General features: G+C 41.6%; 22 protein-coding genes and 1 riboswitch. Of the genes, 10 read left to right on the top strand and 12 right to left on the bottom strand.

The features are described 5' to 3' along the window. The first annotated feature begins 128 nt into the window (after nucleotides 1-128). Nucleotides 129-728: a TIGR04211 family SH3 domain-containing protein gene (locus L1266_RS05610; protein ID WP_235377058.1), complete on the top strand. Its 600-nt coding sequence runs from the start codon at nucleotides 129-131 to the stop codon at nucleotides 726-728. A 74-nt stretch (nucleotides 729-802) separates the two neighbouring features. Here L1266_RS05610 and L1266_RS05605 read toward each other — a convergent pair whose 3' ends face one another. Continuing rightward, on the bottom strand, nucleotides 803-1,003 hold the full coding sequence (locus L1266_RS05605) for a hypothetical protein (RefSeq protein WP_054551121.1): 201 nt from the start codon (nucleotides 1,001-1,003) through the stop codon (nucleotides 803-805). A gap of 120 nt (nucleotides 1,004-1,123) precedes the next feature. Between L1266_RS05605 and L1266_RS05600 the strand changes: the two genes are divergently transcribed. Next, entirely contained in the window at nucleotides 1,124-1,651 is a 528-nt protein-coding gene (locus L1266_RS05600; RefSeq protein ID WP_054551120.1) for a TetR/AcrR family transcriptional regulator, read from the top strand. A 72-nt stretch (nucleotides 1,652-1,723) separates the two neighbouring features. Here the strand turns inward: L1266_RS05600 and L1266_RS05595 are convergent, their stop codons facing one another. Next, entirely contained in the window at nucleotides 1,724-2,206 is a 483-nt protein-coding gene (locus L1266_RS05595; RefSeq protein WP_054551119.1) for a winged helix-turn-helix transcriptional regulator, read from the bottom strand. A 166-nt stretch (nucleotides 2,207-2,372) separates the two neighbouring features. Between L1266_RS05595 and putA the strand changes: the two genes are divergently transcribed. Both putA and L1266_RS05585 read left to right on the top strand, forming a co-directional pair. After that, on the top strand, nucleotides 2,373-6,176 hold the full coding sequence (gene putA / locus L1266_RS05590; RefSeq protein WP_235377057.1) for a bifunctional proline dehydrogenase/L-glutamate gamma-semialdehyde dehydrogenase PutA: 3,804 nt from the start codon (nucleotides 2,373-2,375) through the stop codon (nucleotides 6,174-6,176). Between the two features lie 152 nt (nucleotides 6,177-6,328). Next, nucleotides 6,329-7,537 carry an HD-GYP domain-containing protein gene (locus L1266_RS05585; RefSeq protein ID WP_235377056.1) on the top strand — a complete coding sequence of 403 codons (1,209 nt, stop codon included), beginning with the start codon at nucleotides 6,329-6,331 and terminating at the stop codon, nucleotides 7,535-7,537. 20 nt (nucleotides 7,538-7,557) lie between these two features. On the opposite strand, the gene L1266_RS05580 is transcribed toward L1266_RS05585, so the two are convergent. Together L1266_RS05580 and L1266_RS05575 are read right to left on the bottom strand one after the other, a co-directional pair. After that, nucleotides 7,558-8,607, bottom strand: a complete 1,050-nt coding sequence (locus L1266_RS05580) for a general secretion pathway protein GspB (RefSeq protein WP_138599683.1) — start codon at nucleotides 8,605-8,607, stop codon at nucleotides 7,558-7,560. 13 nt (nucleotides 8,608-8,620) lie between these two features. Next, the gene (locus L1266_RS05575) at nucleotides 8,621-9,541 is read right to left on the bottom strand and encodes an ExeA family protein (protein ID WP_138599682.1); all 921 of its coding nucleotides are present in this window, start codon (nucleotides 9,539-9,541) and stop codon (nucleotides 8,621-8,623) included. Between the two features lie 125 nt (nucleotides 9,542-9,666). Here L1266_RS05575 and L1266_RS05570 point away from each other — a divergent pair, with 125 nt between their 5' ends. Then, nucleotides 9,667-10,776, top strand: coding sequence for a tRNA nucleotidyltransferase (locus L1266_RS05570; RefSeq protein WP_138619270.1), 1,110 nt, complete (start codon nucleotides 9,667-9,669; stop codon nucleotides 10,774-10,776). Here the strand turns inward: L1266_RS05570 and L1266_RS05565 are convergent. From L1266_RS05565 to L1266_RS05550, 4 genes are all read right to left on the bottom strand, one after another. Further along, entirely contained in the window at nucleotides 10,764-11,285 is a 522-nt protein-coding gene (locus tag L1266_RS05565) for an Lcl C-terminal domain-containing protein (protein WP_054551113.1), read from the bottom strand. The two genes, L1266_RS05570 and L1266_RS05565, sit on opposite strands and share 13 nt — an antisense overlap. A 1-nt stretch (nucleotide 11,286) precedes the next feature. Continuing rightward, nucleotides 11,287-12,963 carry an Lcl C-terminal domain-containing protein gene (locus tag L1266_RS05560; RefSeq protein ID WP_138619268.1) on the bottom strand — a complete coding sequence of 559 codons (1,677 nt, stop codon included), beginning with the start codon at nucleotides 12,961-12,963 and terminating at the stop codon, nucleotides 11,287-11,289. Between the two features lie 83 nt (nucleotides 12,964-13,046). After that, nucleotides 13,047-13,379, bottom strand: a complete 333-nt coding sequence (locus L1266_RS05555; RefSeq protein ID WP_054551111.1) for a hypothetical protein — start codon at nucleotides 13,377-13,379, stop codon at nucleotides 13,047-13,049. A 27-nt stretch (nucleotides 13,380-13,406) separates the two neighbouring features. Then, nucleotides 13,407-14,120 carry a DUF2982 domain-containing protein gene (locus L1266_RS05550; RefSeq protein WP_235377055.1) on the bottom strand — a complete coding sequence of 238 codons (714 nt, stop codon included), beginning with the start codon at nucleotides 14,118-14,120 and terminating at the stop codon, nucleotides 13,407-13,409. A gap of 242 nt (nucleotides 14,121-14,362) precedes the next feature. On the opposite strand from L1266_RS05550, the gene L1266_RS05545 reads away from it, so the two are divergent. From L1266_RS05545 to msrA, 3 genes are all read left to right on the top strand, one after another. Then, entirely contained in the window at nucleotides 14,363-15,415 is a 1,053-nt protein-coding gene (locus L1266_RS05545; protein WP_138619266.1) for an efflux RND transporter periplasmic adaptor subunit, read from the top strand. A 3-nt stretch (nucleotides 15,416-15,418) separates the two neighbouring features. After that, nucleotides 15,419-18,517, top strand: coding sequence for an efflux RND transporter permease subunit (locus L1266_RS05540; protein WP_138619264.1), 3,099 nt, complete (start codon nucleotides 15,419-15,421; stop codon nucleotides 18,515-18,517). A gap of 84 nt (nucleotides 18,518-18,601) precedes the next feature. Continuing rightward, entirely contained in the window at nucleotides 18,602-19,135 is a 534-nt protein-coding gene (gene msrA / locus L1266_RS05535) for a peptide-methionine (S)-S-oxide reductase MsrA (protein WP_054551107.1), read from the top strand. Between the two features lie 60 nt (nucleotides 19,136-19,195). Here msrA and L1266_RS05530 read toward each other — a convergent pair whose 3' ends face one another. The 3 genes from L1266_RS05530 to L1266_RS05520 form a co-directional block, all read right to left on the bottom strand. Beyond that, nucleotides 19,196-21,049, bottom strand: coding sequence for a TonB-dependent receptor domain-containing protein (locus tag L1266_RS05530; protein ID WP_138599676.1), 1,854 nt, complete (start codon nucleotides 21,047-21,049; stop codon nucleotides 19,196-19,198). 34 nt (nucleotides 21,050-21,083) lie between these two features. Continuing rightward, nucleotides 21,084-21,239, bottom strand: a riboswitch (cobalamin riboswitch). Nucleotides 21,240-21,453: 214 nt separating this feature from the next. Beyond that, nucleotides 21,454-22,035 carry a hypothetical protein gene (locus L1266_RS05525; protein WP_138619262.1) on the bottom strand — a complete coding sequence of 194 codons (582 nt, stop codon included), beginning with the start codon at nucleotides 22,033-22,035 and terminating at the stop codon, nucleotides 21,454-21,456. A gap of 318 nt (nucleotides 22,036-22,353) precedes the next feature. Beyond that, nucleotides 22,354-22,836 (bottom strand): YajQ family cyclic di-GMP-binding protein, encoded by a 483-nt coding sequence (locus tag L1266_RS05520; protein ID WP_054551104.1) that lies wholly within the window; start codon nucleotides 22,834-22,836, stop codon nucleotides 22,354-22,356. A 157-nt stretch (nucleotides 22,837-22,993) separates the two neighbouring features. On the opposite strand from L1266_RS05520, the gene L1266_RS05515 reads away from it, so the two are divergent. Both L1266_RS05515 and L1266_RS05510 read left to right on the top strand, forming a co-directional pair. Next, nucleotides 22,994-23,344: a VanZ family protein gene (locus L1266_RS05515; protein WP_054551103.1), complete on the top strand. Its 351-nt coding sequence runs from the start codon at nucleotides 22,994-22,996 to the stop codon at nucleotides 23,342-23,344. After that, the gene (locus L1266_RS05510; RefSeq protein ID WP_235377054.1) at nucleotides 23,337-24,230 is read left to right on the top strand and encodes a ketopantoate reductase family protein; all 894 of its coding nucleotides are present in this window, start codon (nucleotides 23,337-23,339) and stop codon (nucleotides 24,228-24,230) included. The genes L1266_RS05515 and L1266_RS05510 overlap by 8 nt, the downstream gene beginning before the upstream one ends. Before the next feature lie 76 nt (nucleotides 24,231-24,306). Here L1266_RS05510 and thiI read toward each other — a convergent pair whose 3' ends face one another. After that, nucleotides 24,307-25,764, bottom strand: coding sequence for a tRNA uracil 4-sulfurtransferase ThiI (gene thiI / locus L1266_RS05505; RefSeq protein WP_062566412.1), 1,458 nt, complete (start codon nucleotides 25,762-25,764; stop codon nucleotides 24,307-24,309). Nucleotides 25,765-25,809: the final 45 nt, after the last annotated feature.

Genomic DNA, 25,809 nt, shown 5'->3' with positions numbered 1-25,809 from the left:
GGTTAAGCCCACGCACGGATTACAATATCAGCCTTGCTATTAATAGTTGAAATCCCTACTATCTCTATACATAAAGAAATTATAAATTTAGCCACTTATAGGCAAGATCACATTAACAAGGTAGATTGATGTTAAAACAGTGTATTTTTGGGTTGCTCCTTGCGGCCACCTCTTTTATTAGCTACGCAGAAGAAGCACCAAGCAGCGACAGCCAAAACACCGCCTACATAGTCGATAACCTTTACACCTTTATGCACTCAGGTCCAAGCAAAAACTACCGCATTTTAGGTTCAGTCGATGCAGGTACACAAATAGTGTTATTGTCGGGTGAAGATAATGGCTACTTTAAAATTCGTGATGATAAAGATCGTGAAGGTTGGGTAGAGTCAAAATTTGTTACTGAAAACGCAGGTATTCAACAACAGTTTCAAGCGCTGAATAACGACATGACGGTAATGCAAGAACAGCTTCGTCAAGCTGAAATTGAACTACCACAACTACAAGAGCAGAACAAATCACTAACAGAGCAAAACCTAGTGCTTAGCAAGCAAATTGAAGCACTTAAAAGTACCATTGAGTCTGAGCGTAACGCTAAGCAAACAGCCAGTGCCAAAGAGAAACGTCAGTTATTAACTTATGGCGGCGCAATTGCGTTCATCGGCTTACTACTTGGTATTATCCTAACCGTGGTGTTATCTCGTCGTAAACGTTACGACGGCTGGGCATAAACCTCCTCCTCATTTTGACAAAAATAAACCCTGCATTTTGCAGGGTTTATTTTTTAAACTTATCCACTTTTTACTCAAGAGCATTTTTGTCTAAGAGTATTAAACACTTCTTGCTTTAACACTAAAAACCCCTCTTTGTAACCTAAGATAAGCAATAACAATATCAAGCCTCCAGGCAATAGCACTGCAATAAGCAGAGGGCCTAAGATAAAGCTATAAAAGCAAATACCAGGTACGAATAATACATAACCAATTAAGCGTTTTAATTTATTCATAGTGCAACCATCCATTTAATTGAGCGCGCTCATTTTAATATTGAGCACGCTCAATTTACAACACCTTTGATTGAGTTTTTTTTAATTTCTGGTTAAATAGCATAAAAATTGGAGTGTTCAGTGACCAAAAAAGAGCAAACAAAACAACAGATACTTACAGCCTCATGGCAGCTTTTTTCAGAGCTCGGCTACCACCAGACCAGCACACGAGATATTGCAAGAGCAGCTAATGTCGCCAATGGCACAGTATTTAGTCACTTTGCGACTAAAGTTGAGATTCTTAAATACAGTTTTGAGAGTGAACTAGAAGACATTCTAAGCCGCGCTAAACACTCAGATTCGAGTACTACAGCGACAGATAGAATGTACCATTACGCTTGTTTTCTTTATGAGTTTTACCTTGCAAAAAAGGAGTTTAGCCGAGAGTTATTTAAAGAAATTATGTGGCAACAGAACGAGCTTGAACCGCAGCTTAAAGCATTCAAAAAGCGCCTGATCAATGACAATGAAGCAACCGCTTTAGATGCAGATATCATTATTGACATTTATTTTATGACGCTCATGGAAGGGCTTAATCAGGAAGACAGTTCTGTCGATTCGATGCTGGCAACACTCAAAGCAAAACTATCAAAAATTAATATCAATTAGGTTAGTTGTATAAAATGTAGCGCCGTTCGTTCAGTGCGACAGAAAGATAGGAAACCACTCGGTTTCCTTACGTTAAATATCGAATCTAAGGCCTGTGTCCTGTTTTATTTTTTCGATCACCATATAGGTGTGATGCGTACCCACTCCGGGAATATCTACTAAATCACCCAGTACTTGGCGATACTCATCCATATCTGAGACCCGTACTTTTAATAGGTAGTCATAGCCACCAGCGACCATGTCGCATTCAACCACTTGCGGAATATTCAATATATATTCGCGAAACACTTTAAATACCGATGTATTCGAGGTCACCAACGAGACCTGTACATGTGCTAACAAGCTCTGGTTAAGTTTTGCTTCGCTAAGCTTTGCGTAATAGCCTTCGATGTAGCCTTCTTGCTCTAAACGTTTTACACGATCTAGACACGGGCTTGGGCTCAGATTTACCTGTTTTGCGAGGTTTACGTTCGATATTCTGCCATTTTTTTGCAGAGCGTCTAAAATTGCTAAATCGATGCGATCTAACATGCGTAATCTATTCGGACTGGTCATAACAGAATTTTATGCGGCTAAGTTAACGGTATGCCCTGTAAATTATCGTAAATCGAAAAATTTAACCAGCATATTCTGCTGGATTTTAATTAGAATGCACGAATTATATCAATGGTAAGAAATGCAATAAGTTCATTTCTAGACTCCACATACCAGAGGGTTACATATGCTATTTAATGGCGATTTGACAACTGAATGTCCAATTAGACAAAAGATCCGTGATTTCTACCGTATTGACGAAAATGCGGTTATTGATCATATTTTGCCTTTGGCTGAAGTAGGCGTGAAAGCGCGTAGCCGAGCGTGGGAACGTGCTCGTCAAATGGTTTTAAATATCCGTCGCGATCAGGATGGTCAAAGCGGTGTAGATGCATTACTAAATGAATTCTCACTTTCGAGTGAAGAAGGCGTTGTATTAATGTGTCTTGCAGAAGCACTATTACGTGTTCCAGATAAAGCAACGCAAGAGTCACTAATTCGTGACAAACTTGCTAAAGGTGACTGGAGCTCGCATTTAGGTAGCAGCGATTCTTTATTTGTAAACGCCTCTTCTTGGGGTCTGTTAGTAACCGGTAAAATGGTTAACTACAGCGACAAATCAAAAGAGCAGCAATTCGGTGTTCTTAAAAAAACAATTGGTCGTTTAGGTGAGCCTGTTATTCGTAAATCTGTGAACTTCGCGATGAAGATCATGGGTAAACAATTCGTTATGGGTCGTACTATCAACGAAGCGATTGAACGTGCAGCCGATAAAGAGCAAAAAGGCTACGTATACTCATACGATATGCTAGGTGAAGGCGCACGCACAATGAAAGATGCAGAGCGTTACTTCAACAGCTACATGACAGCTATCCATGCAATTGGTAAAGCAGCAAATGGCCGTGGTCCAATCAAGAGCCCTGGTATCTCAGTTAAAATTTCTGCGATTCACCCACGCTATGAGTTCACACATCGTGAACGTGTTATTGCTGAAATCGTACCTAAGTTAAAAGAACTTGCACTTGCAGCGAAAAGCTACGATATCGGCTTTACTGTTGATGCTGAAGAAGCTGACCGCTTAGATATCTCTTTAGATGTTATTGAAGCAGTATTCAGTGATGACGATTTAGGTAACTGGAACGGCTTTGGTTTAGCAGTTCAAGCATACCAAAAACGCGCTATTTTTGTGGTTGAATGGGTTGCAGAGCTAGCTCGTCGCGTTGGTCGTAAACTAATGGTTCGTCTTGTAAAAGGCGCATACTGGGATACAGAAATCAAAACCACTCAACAAGATGGTTTAGATCACTACCCTGTATTCACGCGTAAAGCGACCACAGACGTTTCTTACAAAGCCTGTGCTATCAAACTACTTGAAGCACGTGATGTATTGTACCCGCAATTTGCTACACACAACGCCTACACTGCAGCAACAATCTTAGAAGTTGCAAAAGGTGATAACGAAGGTTTTGAATTCCAACGCCTACACGGTATGGGTGAGTCGTTATTCGACCAAATCGTAAGCCAAGAAAAAATTCAATGTCGTGTTTACGCGCCTGTAGGTCAACATGAAGACTTACTTGCCTACTTAGTACGTCGTTTATTAGAAAACGGTGCTAACTCATCATTCGTAAATGCGATTGTTGATACCACTAAGCCTGTTGAATCACTGTTACCTGACCCTGTAGAAACACTGCAAGGTTTACGTAACAAGTACAACACGCAAATCAAGATGCCAATTGATTTATACGGTGAAGAACGTGCTAATTCAAAAGGCATGGACTTAACTGATATCAACGTAATCACACCATTTAAAGAAAACCTTGATACCTGGTTTGCTGAGCACCGCATTGAATTAAGCGATGTGCCAGAAGGCTCTCTTCCGGTGAAGAACCCTGCGAATCACAAAGAAATCATTGGTCATGTGAAGCTACAATCTTCAGACGAAATGACTGCACTTTTAGAAAATGCAGAAAAAGCATTTGAGTCATGGTCACAAACGCCAGTAAAAGAGCGCGCAAACTTATTACGCCGTGTTGCTGATATCTTAGAGCGTCACCACGATGAGTTAGTGGCACTGTGTATCAAAGAAGCGGGTAAAGTAACTCAAGATGGTATCGATGAAGTTCGTGAAGCAGTGGATTTCTGCCGCTACTACGCTGCACGCGCAGAGGAACTTTCTGAAGACGAGCGTTTTGAAGCACGTGGTGTGATCTTATGTATCAGCCCATGGAACTTCCCACTTGCAATCTTCCTAGGTCAAATTGCTGCGGCAATCGTGACAGGTAACACAGTTATTGCTAAACCTGCTGAGCAAACAAGCTTAATTGCACTTCGTACCATTGAACTTATGCTATCTGTTGGCTTACCAGAGCACGTTGTACAACCTGTTATTGCTCGTGGTAGCGAAGTAGGTAAAACCATCGTTCCTGATGAGCGTATTCAAGCAGTTATGTTCACAGGTTCTACAGAAACCGGTACTGTTATTTCGCAAACATTGGCTGCGCGTAATGATATTCAAGTACCGCTTATTGCTGAAACGGGTGGTCAAAACTGTATGATCGTTGACTCAACTGCTCTACCAGAGCAAGTTGTTGATGATGTAATCAGTTCAGGTTTCCAAAGTGCTGGTCAACGCTGTTCTGCACTACGTGTATTATTCTTACAAGAAGACGTTGCCGATGGCATCATTGAGATGATCAAAGGCGCTTTAAAAGAACTTCACGTTGGCGACCCTTCATTACTTTCAACAGATATCGGCCCGGTTATCGACGAAAAAGCACTTAAAAACTTAAGTGACCACGTTGAATACTTAAAAGGTAATGCAACACTTCACTATGAGTGTGCTATTCCTGATAACAGTGAAAATGGTGCTTACTTCTTTGCGCCTCGTTTATACGAAATCAAAGATTTATCTGTACTTAAGCGCGAAGTATTTGGTCCTTGTGTACATATCATCCGCTTTAAAGGCACAGAGCTTGATAACGTGATTGACCAAATCAATGGCACGGGCTTTGGCTTAACGATGGGTGTGCATTCACGTATCGAAGAGCGCTGTGAGTACCTAGCGAAAATGTCACGTGCGGGTAACGTTTACATCAACCGTAATATGATCGGTGCGATTGTTGGCGTACAACCTTTCGGTGGCCGTGGTTTATCTGGTACTGGTCCTAAAGCGGGTGGCCCTAACTACCTACAACGTCTAGTGAAAGAAAAAGCATCACCAGATAACGTACAAATGACTAACCTAACACCTGATGAGTTAGATACTCACCACTATTCAGGTGCAGCTGAGCAAGTTGCTAAGCTAATGGATAACTCATTACGCGATGAGAAGATCTGGCGTGCGACACCACTAAATGACCGAGTTTCTGCTGTACGTCAATTACTTGCAAAAGTAGCGACTGTAGAAATTATTGACGAGCTTGCCGATGACTTAGCATTAACGCTAGCTGATGCACGTGCGCAACTTAACCGTCTTGAAAAACACATGCGTAAGCACACTGTGTTGCCTGGGCCAACGGGTGAGTCAAACACACTTCACTTAGAGCCTCGTGGTTGTGTGGTTTGTTATGCAGATAAGAGTACGTCATTTAACTTCTGGGCAATTTCGATTATCACAGCACTTGCTGCAGGTAACACGGTAATCACGGTTGCTTCTGAGTTATTCTTTGACGAAGCGGTTGCATTCAGAGACAAGTTTATCTCTACAGGTATCGCTGAAGGTGTATTCCAAGTTGCTAAACCTAATCAGTTACAAGCTATCTTAGCGCACCCTCACCTTGCAGGTGCGGTTGTTGCGGCTCGTTCATCACGTTTAGGCTACTTTAGCCAGCAGCTAGCACAACGTAAAGGTGCAATCCTGCCAGTGATCAGCTCTGAGTACTACGACACGCTAATCAAGCGCTTACTGACTGAGAAAACAATCAGCGTTGATACAACCGCATCAGGTGGTAACACATCACTAATGACCTTGGTTGAAGACGACGAGTAAGTTGTATTGCAATAACTAAATGAGAAAGCCCTCGCTAGTCGAGGGCTTTTTGTTTACAGCCATAAAAACCCCTCCTTTTTACTATTATTATTTACTGATACACGAACTTTCTGCTAATTTTATATTATTGTAGTCGTTTAGAAGTAAAGGTCTTGAAAACACTTCCTATCAATCAACTTAAGCCGGGCATGTTTGTACAGAGCGTGACAAAACAAACAGGCAAGATCCGTATAAAAAACCAAGGTTGGGTTAAAACACAGGGAAGTATAGACAAGCTGATCAAAGCTGGCATATTAGAAATTTCGATCGATCCAGACAAAACACTGACCTTAGACAGTGACAATAAAGTGGTTGAGCAGCAACACAATCCGCAACCAGTAGGAGACGCTGCCGCTTTCGATCCTTGGCACACCACTCACAGTGTGTCGGCAGAAATGACTAAAGCCAATAACTTATATAACGAAGCAAGATCATTACAAAGTAAAGCCTTTGACGATATTCGTAATGGCAACAAAATTGATATTGCCCCTTTTCAAGAGCTCGCGACTGGATTTATTGACTCGGTTTTTCGTAACCAAGATGCGCTTGCTTGTATCACCCGTATGCGTGACAAAGATACTTATCTACTTGAACATTCAATCAATGTTTCGATTTTAATTAGTATCTTTGCTAAACACTTAGGTATCGAAAAAACCATTATTGAGGAGCTTGCGACCGGTGCTTTACTGCACGATATTGGAAAAATAAATATTCCCGATGAAATACTCAATAAACCCGGAAAATTAACCGATGCCGAATACCAAACTATTCAAGACCATGCTCGTTTTAGTAAAGAAATTTTAGAACAAGCAGGCTTGAGCGGAATTGCTGTTGATATAGCAGGCTTCCATCACGAACGCTTAGACGGCAGTGGCTACCCATTTGGTAAAAGTGCTGAAGAGATTAGCTTGTACGTACGTATGGCTTCGATTGTTGATGTTTATGATGCATTAACCGCAGAGCGGGTCTATAAAGCTGGTATGGAGCCAATTAAGGCATTTAAGATACTTAAAGATGGCTGCCCCGATAGCTTTGACGGAGACCTAGTCACTAAGTTTATTCAGTGCATCGGTGTTCACCCAGTCGGCACCTTAGTGAAACTTGAAAGCCAAAAATTAGGTGTGGTCACTCACAGTAACCCTACTAGCCCTTTAAAACCTCAAGTTAAAGTGTTCTATAACGCTAAACATGCACGCTATACCGAAATACAGGATATAAACTTAGCAAATAGTCGCTGTCACGACAGTTTAGAAGCCGCCATCAGGCCGACTGAGTTCAACATCGACCTGATCCGCTTTTTTAAGAACTCAATTTTACCTTAATCCCTTAAGCTCAGGACTGGCTATTCAGGCCAGTCTTGTAATGCTTTTAAGGTAAACTCATAGCCATCGTAACTTAATAAGCTCTGCTCTGGGGTAATTTCAATTACTGATAACACGCCGATGTTATCGCCTTCATATAACTCTCGACCATTTAACTTGATCCAGCGCTTCGATGTTTCTGAAGCATAAATATGCGCTTGGTATTTAATGGTAGGAATAAGGCTTTGTAATGCGTCAGGCAAGAGCTCAATAGGCTCTGCATAAGACGTGTTTTTAGTGCTACGGGTAATATCAACACTATGTTTGTTATCAACATCTTCAACCGCTTTAGCAAAGGCATCTTTCAATGTATCTGGCACATCTCTTAATTCATCATTTGTTGATGGTTGAGAAGCTGGTTGACTTGGCTGACCATCAAGCGGCTTGCCTAGCACCTTATATTTACTTAAATCAATGCCATTACTGCTCATTTGCTGCGGATTGATTTGCTGCATTGGCTGCGAAAACTGTGGCTGTGATTGATACACGGGCTGATTTTGATACATAGCTTGCTGCTGGTACTGAGGCTGAACTTGATAACCTTGATTAGCATACACAGGGGCTGAATTTACCGGAACTTGCACCCACTGATATTGCTGACCTTGCACTGGAGTCTGCTGCATCATTTGTTGCGGTACAGATTGATGCACTTGCCCTTGTGGCATGGCAGGTGATTGCCCTGAGTTATTGGTCACTTGCGGGGTTTGGCTTTGTGCTACTTGCTGTTGCATCGTTGGTTGTTGTGTTTCAGGGTTTGCCTCAACTTCAGTCGCAACGCTTTCTGCGGCTTCATTACTGTTATTAACAACCTTTGGCTGCTCAGCAACTTTAGTTTGCTGTAACCATTTACCAATCGAAAAACCTGCCATAAGGGTTAATATCGCCGCCAGTAATAGGCCAAATGAAAAGGCCAAACGGCGATAGCGCGTTAATTCTTGCTGTTGTTTGAGCGCAAGAGCGGCTTGGTCATGATCTACAGCAGTTTGTGCATGCTGATCAGACTGTTTAATTGCATCTAATAATAAGGACATAAATGAACACTCGTTATATTAGGTAGGATAAACCAATACCCATTCCTAATACGGCTAAAAATGAAACTGGGTAAAGCCAAACATAACTCGGCTCTTTATTTGTTACTGTTGCAACAGGGGTACTGGTTGGAGGAAGAGCCTCAGCAGCAGAGAGCATTACAAGCTCACTGTCGATACTTAGCTTTTGCTGTGAAAATGCACCAACGAGGCACCGCTCACACAACAAATTGATTAATCTCGGCACCCCTTGAGTAACCTGATAAATCGCTTTTAACGCATCCCCTGAGAACAATGCTTGCTCTGTCCCCGCTTTAAATAAACGATGCTTAACATAGGCAAACACCTGCCCTTCAGTAAGTGGCAATAAGTGATAACGAGCCGTAATGCGCTGGGCAAGCTGCCTTAATTCAGTGCGTTTTAATAACTCTTGCAGTTCAGGTTGCCCTACTAACACAATTTGCAGTAGCTTTTTATGATCTGTTTCGATATTGGTTAACAGGCGCAATTGCTCTAGCACATCAGGAGCGAGTAATTGAGCTTCATCAATAATTAAAATGGTATGACCGCCCGCTTGATTATTTGCCTCAAGGTGCTTTTTAATCACATCAGTAAGTGTCTTCAGAGTCGCATTCGCGCTGTCATACTCAATCTTTAATTCGTCACAAATACTGGCAAGCAGCTCAAGCTGTGACAAAGCTGGGTTATGAATTTGTGCCACTTGCGTGTTTTCAGGTAACTGCTCTTGCAGGCTTCTTGTTAGTGTTGTTTTACCTGTACCCACTTCGCCTGTTAATAATACGAAGCCTCCCGCTTCACCTAATCCATAGGTAAGGTGCGCTAATGCCTCTTTGTGGCGCTCACTAAGAAATAAATACTCAGGATTTGGGGCAATCGAAAAGGGTTTTTCTGACAAGCCAAAATAGCTTAAATACACCGTGTTATTCCTTGCGTTTAAAATCACGGTCTATAATGGCAAAAAACATCGCTACTTAAAACCTTGTTTACATTTTATTGGTTAAATAACGTAAAATAGCGAAAAGGTAAAATTATAGGTGTTTTATGCAGGTTTATTTAGTCGGTGGCGCAGTCAGAGACGCCCTACTTGGTCGTGACGTTAAAGAACGCGACTATGTGGTAGTTGGTGCCACGCCAGAACAACTGATCAGCCAAGGTTATCAACAAGTTGGTAAAGATTTTCCGGTATTTTTACACCCACAAAGTAAAGAAGAATATGCGCTGGCGCGCACCGAGCGAAAACAAGGTCAAGGTTACACTGGCTTCATTTGTGATTTCGCGCCGGATGTCACATTAGAGCAAGACTTAGTTCGTCGAGATCTCACCGTAAACGCCATAGCACAAGCCCAAGATGGCAGCTTAGTTGACCCATTCTCTGGCCAGCAGGATCTTGAAAATCGTGTCTTACGCCATGTCTCAGATGCCTTTAGTGAAGACCCTCTACGCATATTGCGAGTAGCCCGCTTTGCTGCTCGTTATCATTACCTAGGTTTTACTATTGCGCCAGAAACCCAGTCACTATTGACCGAGATGGTTAAAGCCGGTGAACTGAACACGCTAACTGCTGAACGCGTTTGGTTAGAATGCGAAAAATCCCTCAGTGATGGCGCATTTAGCGAGTTTCTGAATGTACTTGCCAGCATCCATGGTCTGTATGTAATTAGCCCTGAGCTTGAAAGTAAATGGTGTGATGAGCTTTACCGTACCTTACAAGCTCGCTTTGCCTATGCGAATGAACAACAAATTAGTGACACTGCGTTATTATTCAGCCAAGTTACCTTAGCGCTTTCAAGCAATGAGATAAAAGCGATAGCTAGCAACATACGCTTACCTAATGAAGTGCGCGATTTAGCGCTGTTTAGCCAAACTCATCAAACAAGTTTAAGTGCAGAAAAGCCGACTAGCGAGACCGTTTTTGCTTGCTTTAATCAACTTGATTTATGGCGTCGCCCTGAACGTTTTGAGCAAGTACTCAAAACATTAGAAGTTAGTCACCAACAGCCTGTAGTTTGTTATGACTCTCTCAAAAACGCAGCCACCCAAGCACGAGCTGTTAACCCGCAACAGTTTATTGCGCAAGGTATTAAAGGCGCAGAAATAAAAACCGCGCTTGAGCAAGCGCGGTTAAAGATTATTAAAGGTTACTTTTCGTAGCGCACTAAACGCAAATAAACATCGGACGTTTTTGCGTGAAGACTGTTGATGCCTTTATCAAATTGATACACCCAAGCTAGATCAGTGCGACTGATCCCTGAAGTGCTACTCCAGTAGTTTTGCAGCTTAGTCGATAAAAATGCGTTTTCGTTAATGCTAGGCTGCACACAACTATGCTCTAAAATACTGGCTAACTCTTTAACATTTGGCACATGCCAATCGCTGTAATCAGCAAAGGTTGCATTTTCAGCCCCGCGTAAAGCTTCGCCCCAAGTAAGCTGCTGACTATTACCTTCACACGTATCCGTTTCAGCGTTGTAGCTTTGACCAAACGTACAACGTTGCCACATTAGACCTGTTTCGCTGTCGCTCACTGTGCCATCTTCGTTAATAACAAAGCGGCTATCAGGAGTCGTTTCATTGACAGCGCTATAACATACTTGCGCAGCGGCATAACCCGATTGAAGAGCAATAACTGTAAGTGCTGTAATTAATGGTAACTTTCGCATATTACTCTCCTGGCGTTCTAACTAAGCGCACAAAGGCGGTGTTACTTTTCGGATAGGCTAAATCATTAGCACTACTCATATCGATAATATAAGCTTGCGATAAACTTGTACCGTCTGCCGCGGTTTGCGAAGTCCAATAAGGCATAAATGAACTGCTACCAGTGCTTAACTGAGTATCACTTGGTTGATTTGGGAAGAAGTCACTGTTAAGTAACGTAGACTCACCTTGCTTGGCATAATCTAATAACCCTAATAATTCCGTGTAAGTTGGCACACGCCAGTTTGTACCACCGCAAAAGTCGCTGCTGTTCACATCATTAATGTAAGTTTGTAGGCCACAGTCACTGGTGCTTGGACAGGTAGAGCCCGCAGCCCCTTGTATACTACCCGTTTGCACACCGCTTGAACCATTTAAATACCAAGTATAATGATTTGATGCTGCACGCTCGGAGGTTGCCGGTGGCAATGTTGAACTTGCTTCTTTTACTTCCCAAATAAGCCCAGTTACATTATCGCGTACGCAACTAAAGCTAGTCGCATCATCTGGAAGTTCGTCAGCAAACTCATTCATCTTAGTAAAATCAAATGCCAAATCACCTAGGCCGACTTTATCGAGCTGATTTGCGACGCTGTCACGACCTATATCTGCGTCTTGGCTTGGGAAGTCTTCGCTGTCACAGTTAATTTTTTGCGAATTGTTGTAGCAATCACTCATCCCGGTATCGTTAATTAACCCCAGTGGTTTTGGGCTAATATCAATAATCACTGTATCTGTGTCGCTACGCGATTTACTGTCTGTCACGGTAACTTCAAAACTAAGCTCTGAATCGGTATCAACATCAGGGGCTACAAACGTCGTGATACATTGGTTCTGGTTTGCCAAGGTCACGGTTTCGCCTGTTAATTGCTGCCAAAAACATGATTTTGTTGCCGTCACAATTTCACTATTGCTGGCATCAAGGGTTACGGTATCAAACTCGATAACCTGCTGATCAACACCTGCATCAGCAATAATTACCTCAACCGTTTTGTTTAAGGTGAACGACGCCTCTGTACTTGCTGAGCCACCTTCATCATCCGTTACAGTTAAACGCCATGTCATCGCTGTATTTGATTCAAGTAGTGGGTGAGTAAAGCTAATGGTTTGGTTGTTGTAGTTGTCAGCCGTTAAATCAGGGCCATCAAGTTGAGTCCATAAATAACTGTCAACTGTACCGTTTTCATCTATATCAGCAGATTCTTCGCCACTTAATGTGATCACATCATTATATTTTGACGGTAACTCTTCTGGCGCAGTTTGGGTGATCACTGCAACTGGCAGTTGATTATTCGAGGTAATAAAAATACTGACCTGATCGGAAACAAGTTGCCCATCGTCGGTTTGGTAATTTACTTTTAAAACAAGTTCTGAGTTAAGTTTAATATCAGGAGCTGTAATGGTTTGTTCAGCACCTTCGGCAGGAAAACCTTCTACTGCGGGGCCACTGACACGCTCCCAGGTAAAGGTACCATCTGCAGGAGAGCCTTTAGCTGAGACAGTAAATTCACTTTTTTCAATAATTTGTTGATCTGAACCAGCATTAACTGTCGCTGCGATTGTATTCGAATCACTCGAACCGCCACCACCACAAGCTGTTAATGTTGTTAATGCTATTAGGCTAAGAGGCACTAATCTCATGAATACCACCTTAAAATACAAAGCCGGCAATAACCGGCTGCCAAATAAACTAACAACTAGCAATTAAAATGCCAAACTTGGGGTTATAAATAACTTTCTTGGTGGATACGTACGAAGAGCTTGGTGCCTATTTTACTGTAATCAACTTTGTATTCTCTGCCATCTAGGGCTTGGATAAACAACAAACGTTTTTCTTCTGCAAATACATCTGGGCTTGATACATACACCATTTCTAAATAACGCTCTTTAGCCTCGCGACGATTTTTTGGCAGGTCTTCTTTAAACGGCTCTAAACCATTTTGAGTAACTTTAATGCGCGGATGGTTCTCACCATTCACAACCACTAAATCGAGTTTCTTATCTTTATGTATAATTGTGTTTCGACCGCTTTTAATAAAAGAACGTTCTTGACTCATAGTCTTTTCCTACTACATAACTGCCGCCTATAGCTTACTTTTCTGTAAGCGAGTCTCTAAAAACTCTTTAGGGTTCAGTTTCCAACGATTCAAATCAGCACTGAATTGCCAAATATCAACATCAAGAACATTGGCAGGTAATAGTAAATCGTATCCTGTCAACTGCCTTAAATGTTGCGTACGATTGGCAAACATGGCAATCAATCCTTTATAAATCTGACCACTAGGGGCCGTGTAGTCCGTCTCTTCCATTAACCATTCTGATGGGCAATCACCATTTTTGCAATACTTTTGAATGACTTGCATAAATAAATGACGTTGCTCGATAAGTAATCGTCCGGCAATTCTTGGGTGAATCTGTGTTAAAAATTCATCTATGTTATTGAGTTTAATACCAACTGCATTTAACTCAAGGTATTCTAAGCCCTGTTCCACTTTTGGTATACCACTATGATGAAAATTAGCACGATTTAACTGCCAATTCCCAATCTTATGATGATAAATAAGCAAATTCTGAGTAAAAGTTAAGCTAAAGTATGGTTCTTGAGTTTTTAAAAAGCCAATAAAAATTGCCGCTATGCAGGTTGTGGCTAAAAAAATCTCAACAATGCTAATTTCACCGGGTCTCAATAAGTTAACCAGCATAATAATGATTAACCCAATTCCGCCAACAATTAAAAACTCACTGCCATGGCGAGATGATTGAGCACGCACTTTTAGTGCAGGAAGATTTTTATCCATAAACAGAGAAGTAAAAAATAAACATCACAATTGTGACCAATATTATTTTTCTGAGCGTTAAACAATAATTACACTTTGGTGCTTTACTCATTCTAAACCTTTCTTAATTTGTCACAATAAAGGAACAAATTAGCATAACTTTTCACTTTTACGCTAAATGCACAAATTTATGAGATACCTGACATACGTGGCACGTACTAATTTTGTACACTACACTCAACTAAATTTCTGGTAACACGACGATGTACTCTACACAATCTGGTAAGGCACTATTCCCTTTTATTATTACCCTTTTTCTAGGGTTATGCATTTACTTATACCTTCCTTCGAGCCAAGGTGAGCAGAGCAACTTCTCAGGCGCTGCAACTCAAGTAACAGCTCACACTGTCACATCTGAAGAAAATGCTGTGCTCATAGAAGCAATAGGTAGCGCTCGTGCTAACCAAGCGATCTATATTCGCAGTGCGCAAAACGATTATGTTACAGATATATTTTTCAATGATGGCGACTTAGTCAGTAAAGGTCAAAAACTGGTTCAGTTACAGTCTCAAGAAGAAGAATTAGCAGTTAAAGAGCTAAGCATTAATTTACGCGAAGAGCGCCGTCAACTTGATCGTCTCACTGAGCTATCACGCTCACAATCAACGGCTAAATCTTTACTAGAAGAGCAGCTTTCACGTGTTGATGCAACCGAGGCGCAGCTTGAGAGCGCCAAAACCAAGCTGGCAGAAATGACAATTAAAGCACCGTTTTCTGGCTTACTTGGCAAGCGCGAGATTTCAATTGGTACTTATGTTAGCAATACTACAAACATCACCACCCTTGATGATATCAGTATCATTAAAGTCGACTTTAAAGTGCCAGAAAAATACCTAGCGCAGTTACAACTGGGTATGAAAGTGATGACGCAAAATGATGCTTACCCAGAAAAAACCTTCAACGGTAAAGTGACCCACATTAGCTCGCGTATCGATTCAGTCACTCGTAGCGTTGAAGTGACAGCAAGCTTTATCAATGAAAAAGGCCTATTACGCCCAGGCATGCTGTTAAATACAGCATTAGAGTTAAGCTCAAACCAAGCGCTAATGGTACCAGAGAAAGCCGTCATTCCTCAGCAAGACAAACACTACGTGTTCCAAATTGAAGATGGCGTTGCTAACAAAGTCGAAGTACATGTAGCGGGTCGTCACAATGGCTGGGTAGCTATTGATAAAGGCCTTGAAAATGGTCAGCAAGTCGTGACTGAAGGCATCATTAAGATCCGTACTGGCAGCAAAGTAAGTATCAAGGGCTAAACCATGAAAATTACTGATACTAGCGTTAAACGCCCGGTCTTTGCGATCGTAATAAACCTGTTGTTACTTACCTTTGGTTTGGTGGCATTTTCTATGCTACCACTGCGCGAATACCCAGATATTGAAACACCGATTGTTAGTGTGAGCACTGATTACACCGGCGCCAGCGCAGAGATCATTGAAACTAAAATCACCCAAGTACTCGAAAACCGCATTTCGGGTATCGAAGGCATTAAAAGTATTAACTCGTCGAGCCGAAATGGCCGCTCAAACATCACCATTGAGTTTAATATCAGCCGCGATATCGATGCCGCATCAAACGATGTACGCGAACGTGTAGCCCGAGCCCTTGATAGCTTACCTGAGCAAGTTCGCCCACCAGAGGTCTCTAAATCAAACAGTGATGAAAGCCCAATTGCCTGGTTCGTACTAAACAGTACTACCATGGATTCATTACAGTTATCTGATTACGCACAGCGCTTTATTGTTGACCGATTAGCCGTTGTTGATGGTGTTTCTAACGTACGCGTGGGTGGCGAGCGTAAATACGCCATGAAAATTTGGTTAAACCGTAAAGCGATGGCAGCACGCGGTATTACCAGTAGCGATATTGAAAACACCTTACGCACTGAAAACGTTGAATTACCCGCCGGTGAAATCGAATCTATCGACCGTGATTTTACAGTACGTACCGCGCGTAGTTATAAAGATCAGCGAGATTTTAGAAACTTAGTGATCAAACGTGGTGATGATGGCTATTTAGTACGTTTAGGTGAAGTGGCTGATGTTCACCTAGAAGCTGCTGACGACGAAAGCTTATTCCGTGGTAATGGCCGTAATATGATTGGTTTGGGTATCGTCAAGCAAGCCAAAGCCAATACCCTAACCGTGGTTGATAATGCCCGCGCAGAGCTTGAAAAAATTAAGCGTAACCTGCCAGAAGGTACCACCATTCAAGACAGCTATGACTCATCTATTTTCATCAAAGAGTCTATTGATGAAGTATATAGAACCCTTGGGATTTCAATGGCGCTGGTTGTATTGGTTATTTACCTATTCTTAGGCAATATTCGCGCAACCCTAGTGCCTGCTGTAACCGTACCAGTGGCGTTAGTGGGTAGCTTTATGTTCTTGCTCGCTATGGGTTACTCAATCAACTTGTTAACTCTTCTGGCACTCGTGCTTGCTATCGGTTTGGTAGTGGATGATGCGATTGTAATGCTTGAGAATATTCACCGCCGTATAGAGCTGGGTGAACCACCACTGCTTGCTGCATTTCGTGGTGCCCGTGAAGTTGGCTTTGCGATTATTGCCACCACCCTCGTACTGATTGCGGTGTTCGTGCCACTAGTGTTTATGGATGGCCGTATTGGTGCCCTATTCACAGAATTTGCGATGGCAGTAAGCGCCGCAGTGTTCTTCTCTAGTATTACGGCATTAACACTTTCTCCAGCGCTTTGCTCTAAAGTATTGAAAGCTTCAGAAAAAGAAAGCAAGTTTAGCCAGTGGATGGATAGAACCTTTAACAAAATCGAAAACGCCTATCGTAACTCGCTGGCTTCAAATATGAGCCGTAAATGGAGCTTGCTACTGACTATGATTTTGGCTGGTGTTGCCAGCTTTATGCTGTTTCAAAAAGTGCCTTCAGAGCTTACGCCAAAAGAAGACCGCGGTACTTTCTTTATCATGATGAGTGGTCCTGAGGGCGCAAGTTATGAAAATAACGCTGCAAACATGGCAAAAATTGAAGAACGTTTAATGCCTTACTCTGAATCTGGTGAATTAAGCCGAGTGCTTGTTCGTGTACCTGGCTGGGGCGGCCAAGGTGGTGTTGCTATCATTGGTATGGCCGACTGGGATAAGCGTAAGCGCTCAACATGGGAAGTAATGGACGAAATCAGCGGCAAAATGACTGAAGTGACCGATGTGCGTGCATTTGCAATTATGCGCCGTGGTATTGGTGGCGGTGGTTCATCTCGCCCGATTGAATTTGTACTGCAAGGTAACGATTACGACCAACTAGCCGATTGGCGAGACCGTATTATTAAGCGCGCTGAGAAAAACCCAGGCATGGTAAGAATCGATCATGATTACAAAGAAACGTTCCCGCAGTTTTTAATCAACATTGATAAAAACAAAGCCGCTGATTTAGGGGTTTCTGTATCGGATGTGGGCCGCACACTCGAAACCATGTTAGGCCAACGCCGCGTAACGACCTTTATCGACCGCGGTGAAGAATACGATGTGATTTTAAAAGGCACCAAAGAAGACTTTGCTAATCCGACTGATATCTCAAATATCTATTTAAAATCACGCAGTGGCGAATTAGTACCGCTTGATAGCTTAATTAGCTTAAAAGAAGAAGCCACTGCATCGCGTTTAAACCGTTATAACCGTATGCGCGCAATTACGTTAAGTGCGAACTTAGCAGATGGTTATACCCTAGAAGAAGCGCTTAACTTCTTAAATCAAGTTGCAGCAGAAGAAAACGACATCGACGGTGCAATCGACTACAAGGGTGAATCGCAGCTGTTCTATGAAGGCGCATCGGCAATGACCTATGTATTCATACTGGCATTGACAGTCACCTTTTTGGTACTTGCTGCCCAGTTTGAAAGCTTTATTCACCCATTTGTGATCATGCTTACTGTGCCACTTGGTTTAGTGGGAGCATTATTTGGTTTGTGGTACACCGGACTTACTCTTAATATTTACAGCCAAATTGGTATTGTAATGCTGATAGGTTTAAGTGCGAAAAACGGTATCTTGATTGTTGAGTTCGCCAACCAACTGCGCGATAAAGGCGTTGAGTTTAACGAAGCGATTAGCCAAGCTGCTACGCAGCGTTTACGCCCAATTATTATGACCTCATTGACCACAGTAATGAGCTCGGTACCGCTAGTTCTTGCAAGTGGCCCAGGTGCAGAAAGCCGCATGGTAATTGGTGTGGTGGTGTTTACTGGTGTTATTGTTGCAACCTTACTTACCTTATTCGTGGTACCTGCAGCATACAGTGCACTTGCTCGAAATACTCAGTCGCCTGAGTACTTACAAAGCAAGTTAGAACAACAAGCAAAAGACAAGCCGTTAGAAGAAATTTAAAACGCACTTTATTGATACAAAACGCCGTCTTTACGGCGTTTTGTTTTTTCGGCTATAGTCAGCAAAACGATAAGGGAGTTTAATATGGATAACAACATACAAATTGCCACTTTTGGCGGCGGCTGCTTTTGGTGTATTGATGCCGCATTTAGACGTGTGAAAGGCGTGCTTAATGTCAGCTCTGGCTATGCAGGCGGTGAGATTGAAAACCCTAGTTATCAGCAAATTTGTACTGGCTTAACGGGTCACGCTGAGGTGGTTCAGCTCGATTTTGACAGTAGTATCGTGAGCTATAACACCCTGCTTGAAATGTTCTTCACTTTACACGATGCCACACAATTAAACCGCCAAGGTAATGATGTCGGCACTCAGTATCGCAGTGTTATTTATTATCATAATGAACAGCAAAAAGCAGAATCTCAAGCCATGATTGATGCTTTACAAAAGCAAATTCGTGAGCCGATTGTCACCGAGCTGAGTCCGCTTACAAACTTTTACCCTGCAGAGCAGTACCATCAAGACTATTACAATGAAAACCCAAATCAAGGTTATTGCAGTATTCTTATTGCCCCAAAGCTTGCAAAGTTCGAACAGTATTACGCAGCTAAACTTAAATGAAAAAAGCCCGCTAAGTAGGTAGCGAGCTTTTAAACGCAGAACTAATAATTTTCCTTATTATTAGAACTGATAACGGGCACCTACAAACAAGCGACGCTCGGCCGTGTTGTAATAATAAAATTCGTCGTTGATGTAATCTCCATCTAGGTCTGTACCATAGGCATCAACGGCGTTGTACTCTTTATCGAATAGGTTTTCTACACGAAGTGACACTGTTAAGTTGTCAGTCGCTTGGTAGTGACCAACTAAATTCCATAACGTATACGATGGTAAGTGCGTTAACTTGCCATCACGATCACCACGGTATTGCATATCGATACCAGCATCAAAATCACCCCATGCTTTGTTTAATGACCAATTTACACTGTGATTTGACACATAGGTTAGTGACTGACCTGTCTCAGTATCTTCAGCTGAAAGGTAGGTAAAGTTAAAGCTGTGATCAAAGCCAAACACTTGGTTTTTAAAGCTAAATTCAACACCTTCATGGCGAGCTTCGTTTATATTAGTTGGGATCCACTGCCCTGATGCATTTGGTGCCCAAGCGATTTTGTTGTCGATTTCGCTGCGGAAAATCGCAATATCAAGGCTGATATCATTCACATTGAGTGATAAGCCAAGCTCTTGGTTATCTGATGTTTCAGGGTTTAACTCTGGGTTACCTGAGCCCGGGTAATATAGGTCATTAAATGTTGGAGATTTAAAACCTGTGCTTTGACTTACGCGGAATGTAGCGATGTCATTTAAGTGATAGCCAACAGCTGCAGTGTAAGTTGTTTCATCACCAAACTGCTGATCATCATCTTGGCGAACGGTTAGGTTTGCCAGCACGTGTTCGTCGTCATAATAAGCGCCAACAAACGCAGCGAATACTTCACGGCTGTCTTTTAAATAAGTACCTGAGTTAGTGTTCACTTCATCTTTATACCAATTCAGACCGCCACTAAGAGTCAGTGCTTGATTGAAAAAGTATTGGCCATTGTAATCAATTTGCTCACGCTCAGTTTCAAACTTATCAACCACCGTTGCACCCGTGTAATCAATGCGTGAGTCATCTGAGCTATCACTTGATATGGCAATATCAATGGCATGACTGTGTTTTTCGAAAGCCTTTTTCCAACCTAGTGAAGCTTGGTAATTTTCGAACTCGCCTTTTTCTACGGTGCTGTCTGCAGGGCTATAAGCACTATCGTATTTTGCTTCGCCTTCTGAGTATTGTGCTTGCGCTAAAAACTCACCTAACTGCTCATTTTGATAACCAAGATTAAAGCCAAGGTTTTTGTTCTCGTAGCCGTCTTCATCTGGCGCTAAGCCTTGCAGAACATCAAAACCATCTGTTTTTTCATAACCGGCATTAACGGCAACATCAACACCTGCAAACTGACCACCTGTCGCTACTTGGTACTCTTGGTAAGAGTCTGAGCCAAAAGTAACATCTAAGGTCGTGTTTTGTGCTTTACGGGTAATGATATTAATCACACCAGCTAGCGCATCAGAACCATATACAGCTGCACGTGAGCCTTTAATTACTTCAACACGCTCAATACTGTTTAAAGGAATATTGCTAATACTTTTATAGCCAAGTGTTGCAGAGCCTGTGCGTACACCATCAATTAAAATAAGTGTATGACGAGAACTTGCACCACGTAATGACACACCAGAGCTTTGCCCAAAACCACCATTGGCATTAATTTGAAAGCCTGCTTGAGTGGCTAGTAAGCTTGGTAAGTCACGAACATAGCTTGCTTCAATATCAGCGCGGTCGATGACAGTAACACTGGCTAATACATCATTAATTGATTGTTCGAATTTATTGGCAGAAACTGTGATGTGCTCGATTGATTGCTCGTCAGCAGATACAGAAAAAGACAACGCAGCAGCAACCGCTACGCCTAACGCAGATTTATTTAGCATGATATCCCCTAGCCTGTGCCCACCGCACACGCGAATAGTAAGTTACTTCAAGGCCGGTCTCCGGACTCTGTACATGCATGGCATCTACATTACCGTTGCGGGGGCAGTGTTGGCATTGTTTTCTCCCTGAAAACGCACCAACTTCCCGATTATCTTGCGACTATTTCACCCTTTGAAATAAAACGTATCTGAAGATACAGCAAGCACCTCGAAAATAGGCCGTTATTGTGATGATTTTGGGGAGGAAAGTCAATGGACGGCTACACTTCTAAACCAAAGTTTTAAGTCTAAAGCTTCAAGCTGCAAGTTAAGTGCTAAGGTGTAAGCCTAAAGTAAAAAAGCCAATCAGCATGGCTGATTGGCTTTTGAATCTCATTTATAAAATTAGAGAAAAATACTCAATATTAATCACAGTAATTCTCAACAACTTTATAGTTTGAGCTTTCAACTTTTTCATAAGTACCTTCATTCGAAAGTACAATTTCAAACAGTTTTACACCGCACGTTTCTTTCCCATTAGGCAACTCAACGTAATCATATAAAGCCTCATAGTTAGCATCTTCTTTTGGCATGAAAGTTATTATTTTTCTACACCAAGAGTACAGCACACCACCTGAATCGTTCTGACCTGGAGAAAAGCCGGTAATTCCAACCCCATTAAATTGAAATGAAAATTGCTTTTCTGCAGGAATATAAACTTCATTTTGATGCGAGTCACCAAGCTCTGTATCATAAGCTGGCATGTTTAAACGGCTGAGACTTCTTACGAGGTTTGCTTTAACACCAAGAGTGGCTATGTGATTATTTGACCCTACTTTTTTAGCAATACACTCACTTTTTTCAGGTACATTGATAAAATTATTATTGCTAGGAACAGACGCTAAACGAAGTTTGGCGCTGGGCCCATCAACCATTGGCTGCGAGTACTTATTTGATGCACATCCAGATAAAATAACAGCCCCTGCCAACACTAAAACTTTTTTCAATACATTCTCCTTAGTGAAATGAAAAGCCAGCATTCTAATTTAGAAACAAAAAAAACCAAGGCTTTTAAATAAAAGTCTTGGTTTAGTCATCATTTTACCCACAAACTTGGTATTTGTTGATAAAAATAAGTACTGTGTGGACCTGTGTATTTTCTGTTTATTACGATCTATTGTTTTGTTTTTTACTGACATAAATATCCTCTAGCTGAAAATAGCTAGAAGATATCTTTTCTCTGTAATCTAATATTCGTCTCAAAATACGCTCCTTGTAAAGTTCAGAAACTTGCAGGCTTATAGCTTAAAACTTAAAGCTATATATTAATCGCGGAAGTTTTTGAACTGGAATGGTTGACCTAAATCAGCAGTACGAACAACTTGCATTGCTTCTTGTAAATCATCACGTTTTTTACCAGTTACACGTAATTCTTCACCTTGAATAGCAGCTTGTACTTTAATTTTTGAATCTTTGATTAACTTAACGATTTTCTTCGCTACGTCTTTTTCGATACCTTGCTTAAGAGCAACGTCACGCATTACGTATTTACCGCTACGCGATTCATCTTTAAGCTCAAGGCTAGATACATCTAAGCCACGCTTTGAAATTTTCGCAGCAAGAATGTCAAAAAGTTGCATTACTTGTTGCGGTGCTTCTGCTTTTAACTTGATTACTTTATCACTTAGTTCGATTGATGCATCAACACCACGAAAATCAAAGCGTGTCTCTAGTTCACGCTTTGCATTATCTACTGCATTCTGCGCTTCGTTCATTTCTACTTCAGAAACAATATCAAATGAAGGCATGGGGTTCTCCTAACATAGTCTTTTTTAAATTCATTTATGGTTGGCAATTATAACGCTTATTTGTCGATTCTTTCTATTTTTATCCGGCTTGTTCAGGTGCGATGCAAAAATTGTTTGATATACTGGCCATTCAATTTCGGCATTTTTAGGGTTTATTGTGACAAGGCGTGTTTACCAAGTTATCTTTTTAGCCAGCATTATTGGCTTTACGATTTTGTTTGCCAAAGAAATTAAAGGGGTGAGTAACCTCTTCCCACACGTAGATAAAGTGGCGCATTTTGGTATTTTCTTTGTACTGGCTTTGGTGATGGATAAAGCCTTTAAATTACCACTTATGGTGCAAATTTTACTGTTAGCCGGATATGGTGCGGCCATTGAGTTTATGCAAGATATGCTGCCTTACCGTCAAGCCTCGGTTGGTGACTTTATCGCTGACTTTATTGGTGCCATCAGCTATTTTGCTATAAAACTTGGTTTTCATTTAGGTAGAAAGCAACGTAATGGCTAATGTTTTAATTGTTGGCGATGGTGCGATTGGCTTATTGTTTAGCCATTTTTTATCTGCACAACATGACATCACATTACTGACCCGTAAGCCGACCCTGACCACACGTTTTTATCAAGCAAGCAATGGTAAATCACACCCTATCAAAGCCCATCTCATTAATCACAAAGAGCTTGGTCATACAGCGCCCTTTGATTTGGTGTTAATAACAGTAAAAGCATTTCAAGTTCAAGCGGCCTTTAAGCAAATAAAACCTTATCTCAGTAGAACATGCCAAATCGTTATTTCTCATAATGGCATGGGTAATGTTGATGAACTTAATGCCCAGCTTTTGAATACGCAAGGATTAGCGTTTTTAACCACGCGTTTAGCTGGTTTTAAAACAACGCCTTATAGCGTAAACCATACAGGTAATGGTGAAAGTGTGCTAGGCGCATGTAATGCAACTGCAAGCGAAAGGCTCAACGAGCTTGAGCAGCAGTTTAGTTACTTGCCGCATTTTTCTGTGAGCGATGATATTCACTCATTGCGATGGCAAAAACTGTTAGTGAATATTGCCATTAACCCGTTAACAGCAATTCATAACGTAAAAAATGGCCAGCTACGTGCACCGCAATTTAACACGCGCATAATCAATTTACTTAGTGAAGCGTGCCTAGTCGCCAATAAACAAGGAGTTAAAGTAAAACTCAGCGAGGCGCTGGATCAAGCCTACTCTGTGATGACAGCCACCGCTGAAAACTTTTCTTCTATGCAACAAGACATCAGCCATAATCGAGAATCTGAAATTGATGCAATTTGTGGTTATGTGTGCGAGCAAGGCGCTAAGTTAGGAATAAAAACCCCCTATAATCAAGCAATGCTCAGCATGATAAAAATAAAAAGTTAAGCTACAAGGGGAAAGTTCTCGTAATGATTTCAGACATTAAAAAAGCGCGAACATGTCGCGCTTTTATCAGTATCTCTTACGGACGATACACTTTTACGTTGCTAAAGCCTTCTTCGTGCAAGATCAGCGCTTGTAGCTGGCTCATCACACCTTTAGCACAATATAAGTAATATTCTTTATCTTTTGGTAAGTCGCCAAATTTAGTCGCTAAGCGGAAGAAAGGTAAATGTACAACTTCAATACCTTCAAGTTCTAGTGGGTTTGCGTCTTCTTCTTCAGGTGAGCGAATATCAACAACAACCGCCCCTTCTGGTAAATCAGATACAGACTCAGCTTCTTTCACTTCTTCTTTTGCTTCGGTGTCGATATCACGAATATCCATCACACGTGCATTTTCAACAACTGTATTTAGCACGTCGAAGTCAAACTTAGCTTCTTCGGCAAGAATAGTTTTGATTTTAGCTTTAACTGTTGGCTTTTTAGAAATGACGCCACAGTATTCAGGCATGCTTTCTGCCATCTCTGCTGTGCCGATTTGACGCGCAATATTGATAATATCTTGCTTGTCGTGTTGGATTAAAGGGCGAATGATTAAAGTTTCCGTCACACGGTCAATCACACTTAGATTTGCCAATGTTTGGCTTGATACCTGACCAATACTTTCGCCAGTTACCAATGCTTGTACACCTAGTTTTTCTGCAACTTGGCTACCGGCACGCATCATCATACGCTTAAGCACAACACCCATTTGGCTGTTTTCAACATTCTCTAAAATCTCAGCAACAACAGGTTCAAAATCAACAGTAACAAACTTCACTTTGTGAGTAGAGCTGAACTGTTTCCAGATATAATAACTTGCCTGCTTAACACCGATTTCGTGCGCCGCACCACCTAAGTTAAAGAACAAGAAGTGAGTACGTGCACCTTTACGGATCATTTGGTAGCTTGCAACACCAGAGTCAAAACCGCCCGACATAAGCGATAATACATCTTCTTGTGTTGGCAACGGGAAGCCCGCCATACCTAAGTGAGTTTGAGTAACAATGTATGCTTTATCATCACGTACTTCTAAGCGAACAGTCACTTCAGGGTGAGATAATTTAACGCGCGCACCTTCAACATGCTGGTTTAAACCACCACCTACGTAGCGCTCTACATCGCTCGATGTGAAATCATGCTTACCAGAACGTTTACAACGCACACAGAAGGTTTTGCCCGCAATCGTGTGGCCGATTAGTTCAAGTGCTTTTTGGTAAATATCGTCGATTGAGTCGAAGTCTGTTTCTGTTACTTCAATAAACTGTACGATACCTGGAATACGTTTTAAGCCATCGATAATATCTAAACGAACTTGCTCAGATTCTAGCAAGCTAACAACAGAGATATTGTCCCAGTTGTTTCTTACCTGCACTTTTTCGTCAACACGACGCAAAACGATCTTAATGTTATTTTCTAATAACTTGGTAAAACGCTTACGAACAGATTTACTCTTGATCGCGATTTCAGGGTGTAATTTGACGATAAATTTAAGCATAGTTCACTCTTAGACTGTGGATTTCACACGCCCTAAGGTATAGCA

The sequence above is a fragment of the Pseudoalteromonas sp. Cn5-37 genome (assembly GCF_021532495.1).
GTDB classification, from domain to species: domain Bacteria; phylum Pseudomonadota; class Gammaproteobacteria; order Enterobacterales; family Alteromonadaceae; genus Pseudoalteromonas; species Pseudoalteromonas simplex.
Note: the sequence above shows the minus strand (reverse complement) of the source record. Positions and strands in the feature narration are given on the sequence as shown.

What these genes read in the sequence shown, in the direction of transcription:
- L1266_RS05540 (WP_138619264.1), top strand. Translation starts at nt 15,419, where the DNA reads ATGAAAATTACTGATACTAGCGTTAAACGCCCGGTCTTTGCGATCGTA.
- L1266_RS05545 (WP_138619266.1), top strand. Translation starts at nt 14,363, where the DNA reads ATGTACTCTACACAATCTGGTAAGGCACTATTCCCTTTTATTATTACC.
- L1266_RS05570 (WP_138619270.1), top strand. Translation starts at nt 9,667, where the DNA reads ATGCAGGTTTATTTAGTCGGTGGCGCAGTCAGAGACGCCCTACTTGGT.
- thiI (WP_062566412.1), bottom strand. Translation starts at nt 25,764, where the DNA reads ATGCTTAAATTTATCGTCAAATTACACCCTGAAATCGCGATCAAGAGT.
- L1266_RS05610 (WP_235377058.1), top strand. Translation starts at nt 129, where the DNA reads ATGTTAAAACAGTGTATTTTTGGGTTGCTCCTTGCGGCCACCTCTTTT.
- L1266_RS05550 (WP_235377055.1), bottom strand. Translation starts at nt 14,120, where the DNA reads ATGGATAAAAATCTTCCTGCACTAAAAGTGCGTGCTCAATCATCTCGC.
- putA (WP_235377057.1), top strand. Translation starts at nt 2,373, where the DNA reads ATGCTATTTAATGGCGATTTGACAACTGAATGTCCAATTAGACAAAAG.
- L1266_RS05595 (WP_054551119.1), bottom strand. Translation starts at nt 2,206, where the DNA reads ATGACCAGTCCGAATAGATTACGCATGTTAGATCGCATCGATTTAGCA.
- L1266_RS05580 (WP_138599683.1), bottom strand. Translation starts at nt 8,607, where the DNA reads ATGTCCTTATTATTAGATGCAATTAAACAGTCTGATCAGCATGCACAA.
- L1266_RS05520 (WP_054551104.1), bottom strand. Translation starts at nt 22,836, where the DNA reads ATGCCTTCATTTGATATTGTTTCTGAAGTAGAAATGAACGAAGCGCAG.
- msrA (WP_054551107.1), top strand. Translation starts at nt 18,602, where the DNA reads ATGGATAACAACATACAAATTGCCACTTTTGGCGGCGGCTGCTTTTGG.
- L1266_RS05555 (WP_054551111.1), bottom strand. Translation starts at nt 13,379, where the DNA reads ATGAGTCAAGAACGTTCTTTTATTAAAAGCGGTCGAAACACAATTATA.
- L1266_RS05560 (WP_138619268.1), bottom strand. Translation starts at nt 12,963, where the DNA reads ATGAGATTAGTGCCTCTTAGCCTAATAGCATTAACAACATTAACAGCT.
- L1266_RS05565 (WP_054551113.1), bottom strand. Translation starts at nt 11,285, where the DNA reads ATGCGAAAGTTACCATTAATTACAGCACTTACAGTTATTGCTCTTCAA.
- L1266_RS05605 (WP_054551121.1), bottom strand. Translation starts at nt 1,003, where the DNA reads ATGAATAAATTAAAACGCTTAATTGGTTATGTATTATTCGTACCTGGT.
- L1266_RS05530 (WP_138599676.1), bottom strand. Translation starts at nt 21,049, where the DNA reads ATGCTAAATAAATCTGCGTTAGGCGTAGCGGTTGCTGCTGCGTTGTCT.
- L1266_RS05510 (WP_235377054.1), top strand. Translation starts at nt 23,337, where the DNA reads ATGGCTAATGTTTTAATTGTTGGCGATGGTGCGATTGGCTTATTGTTT.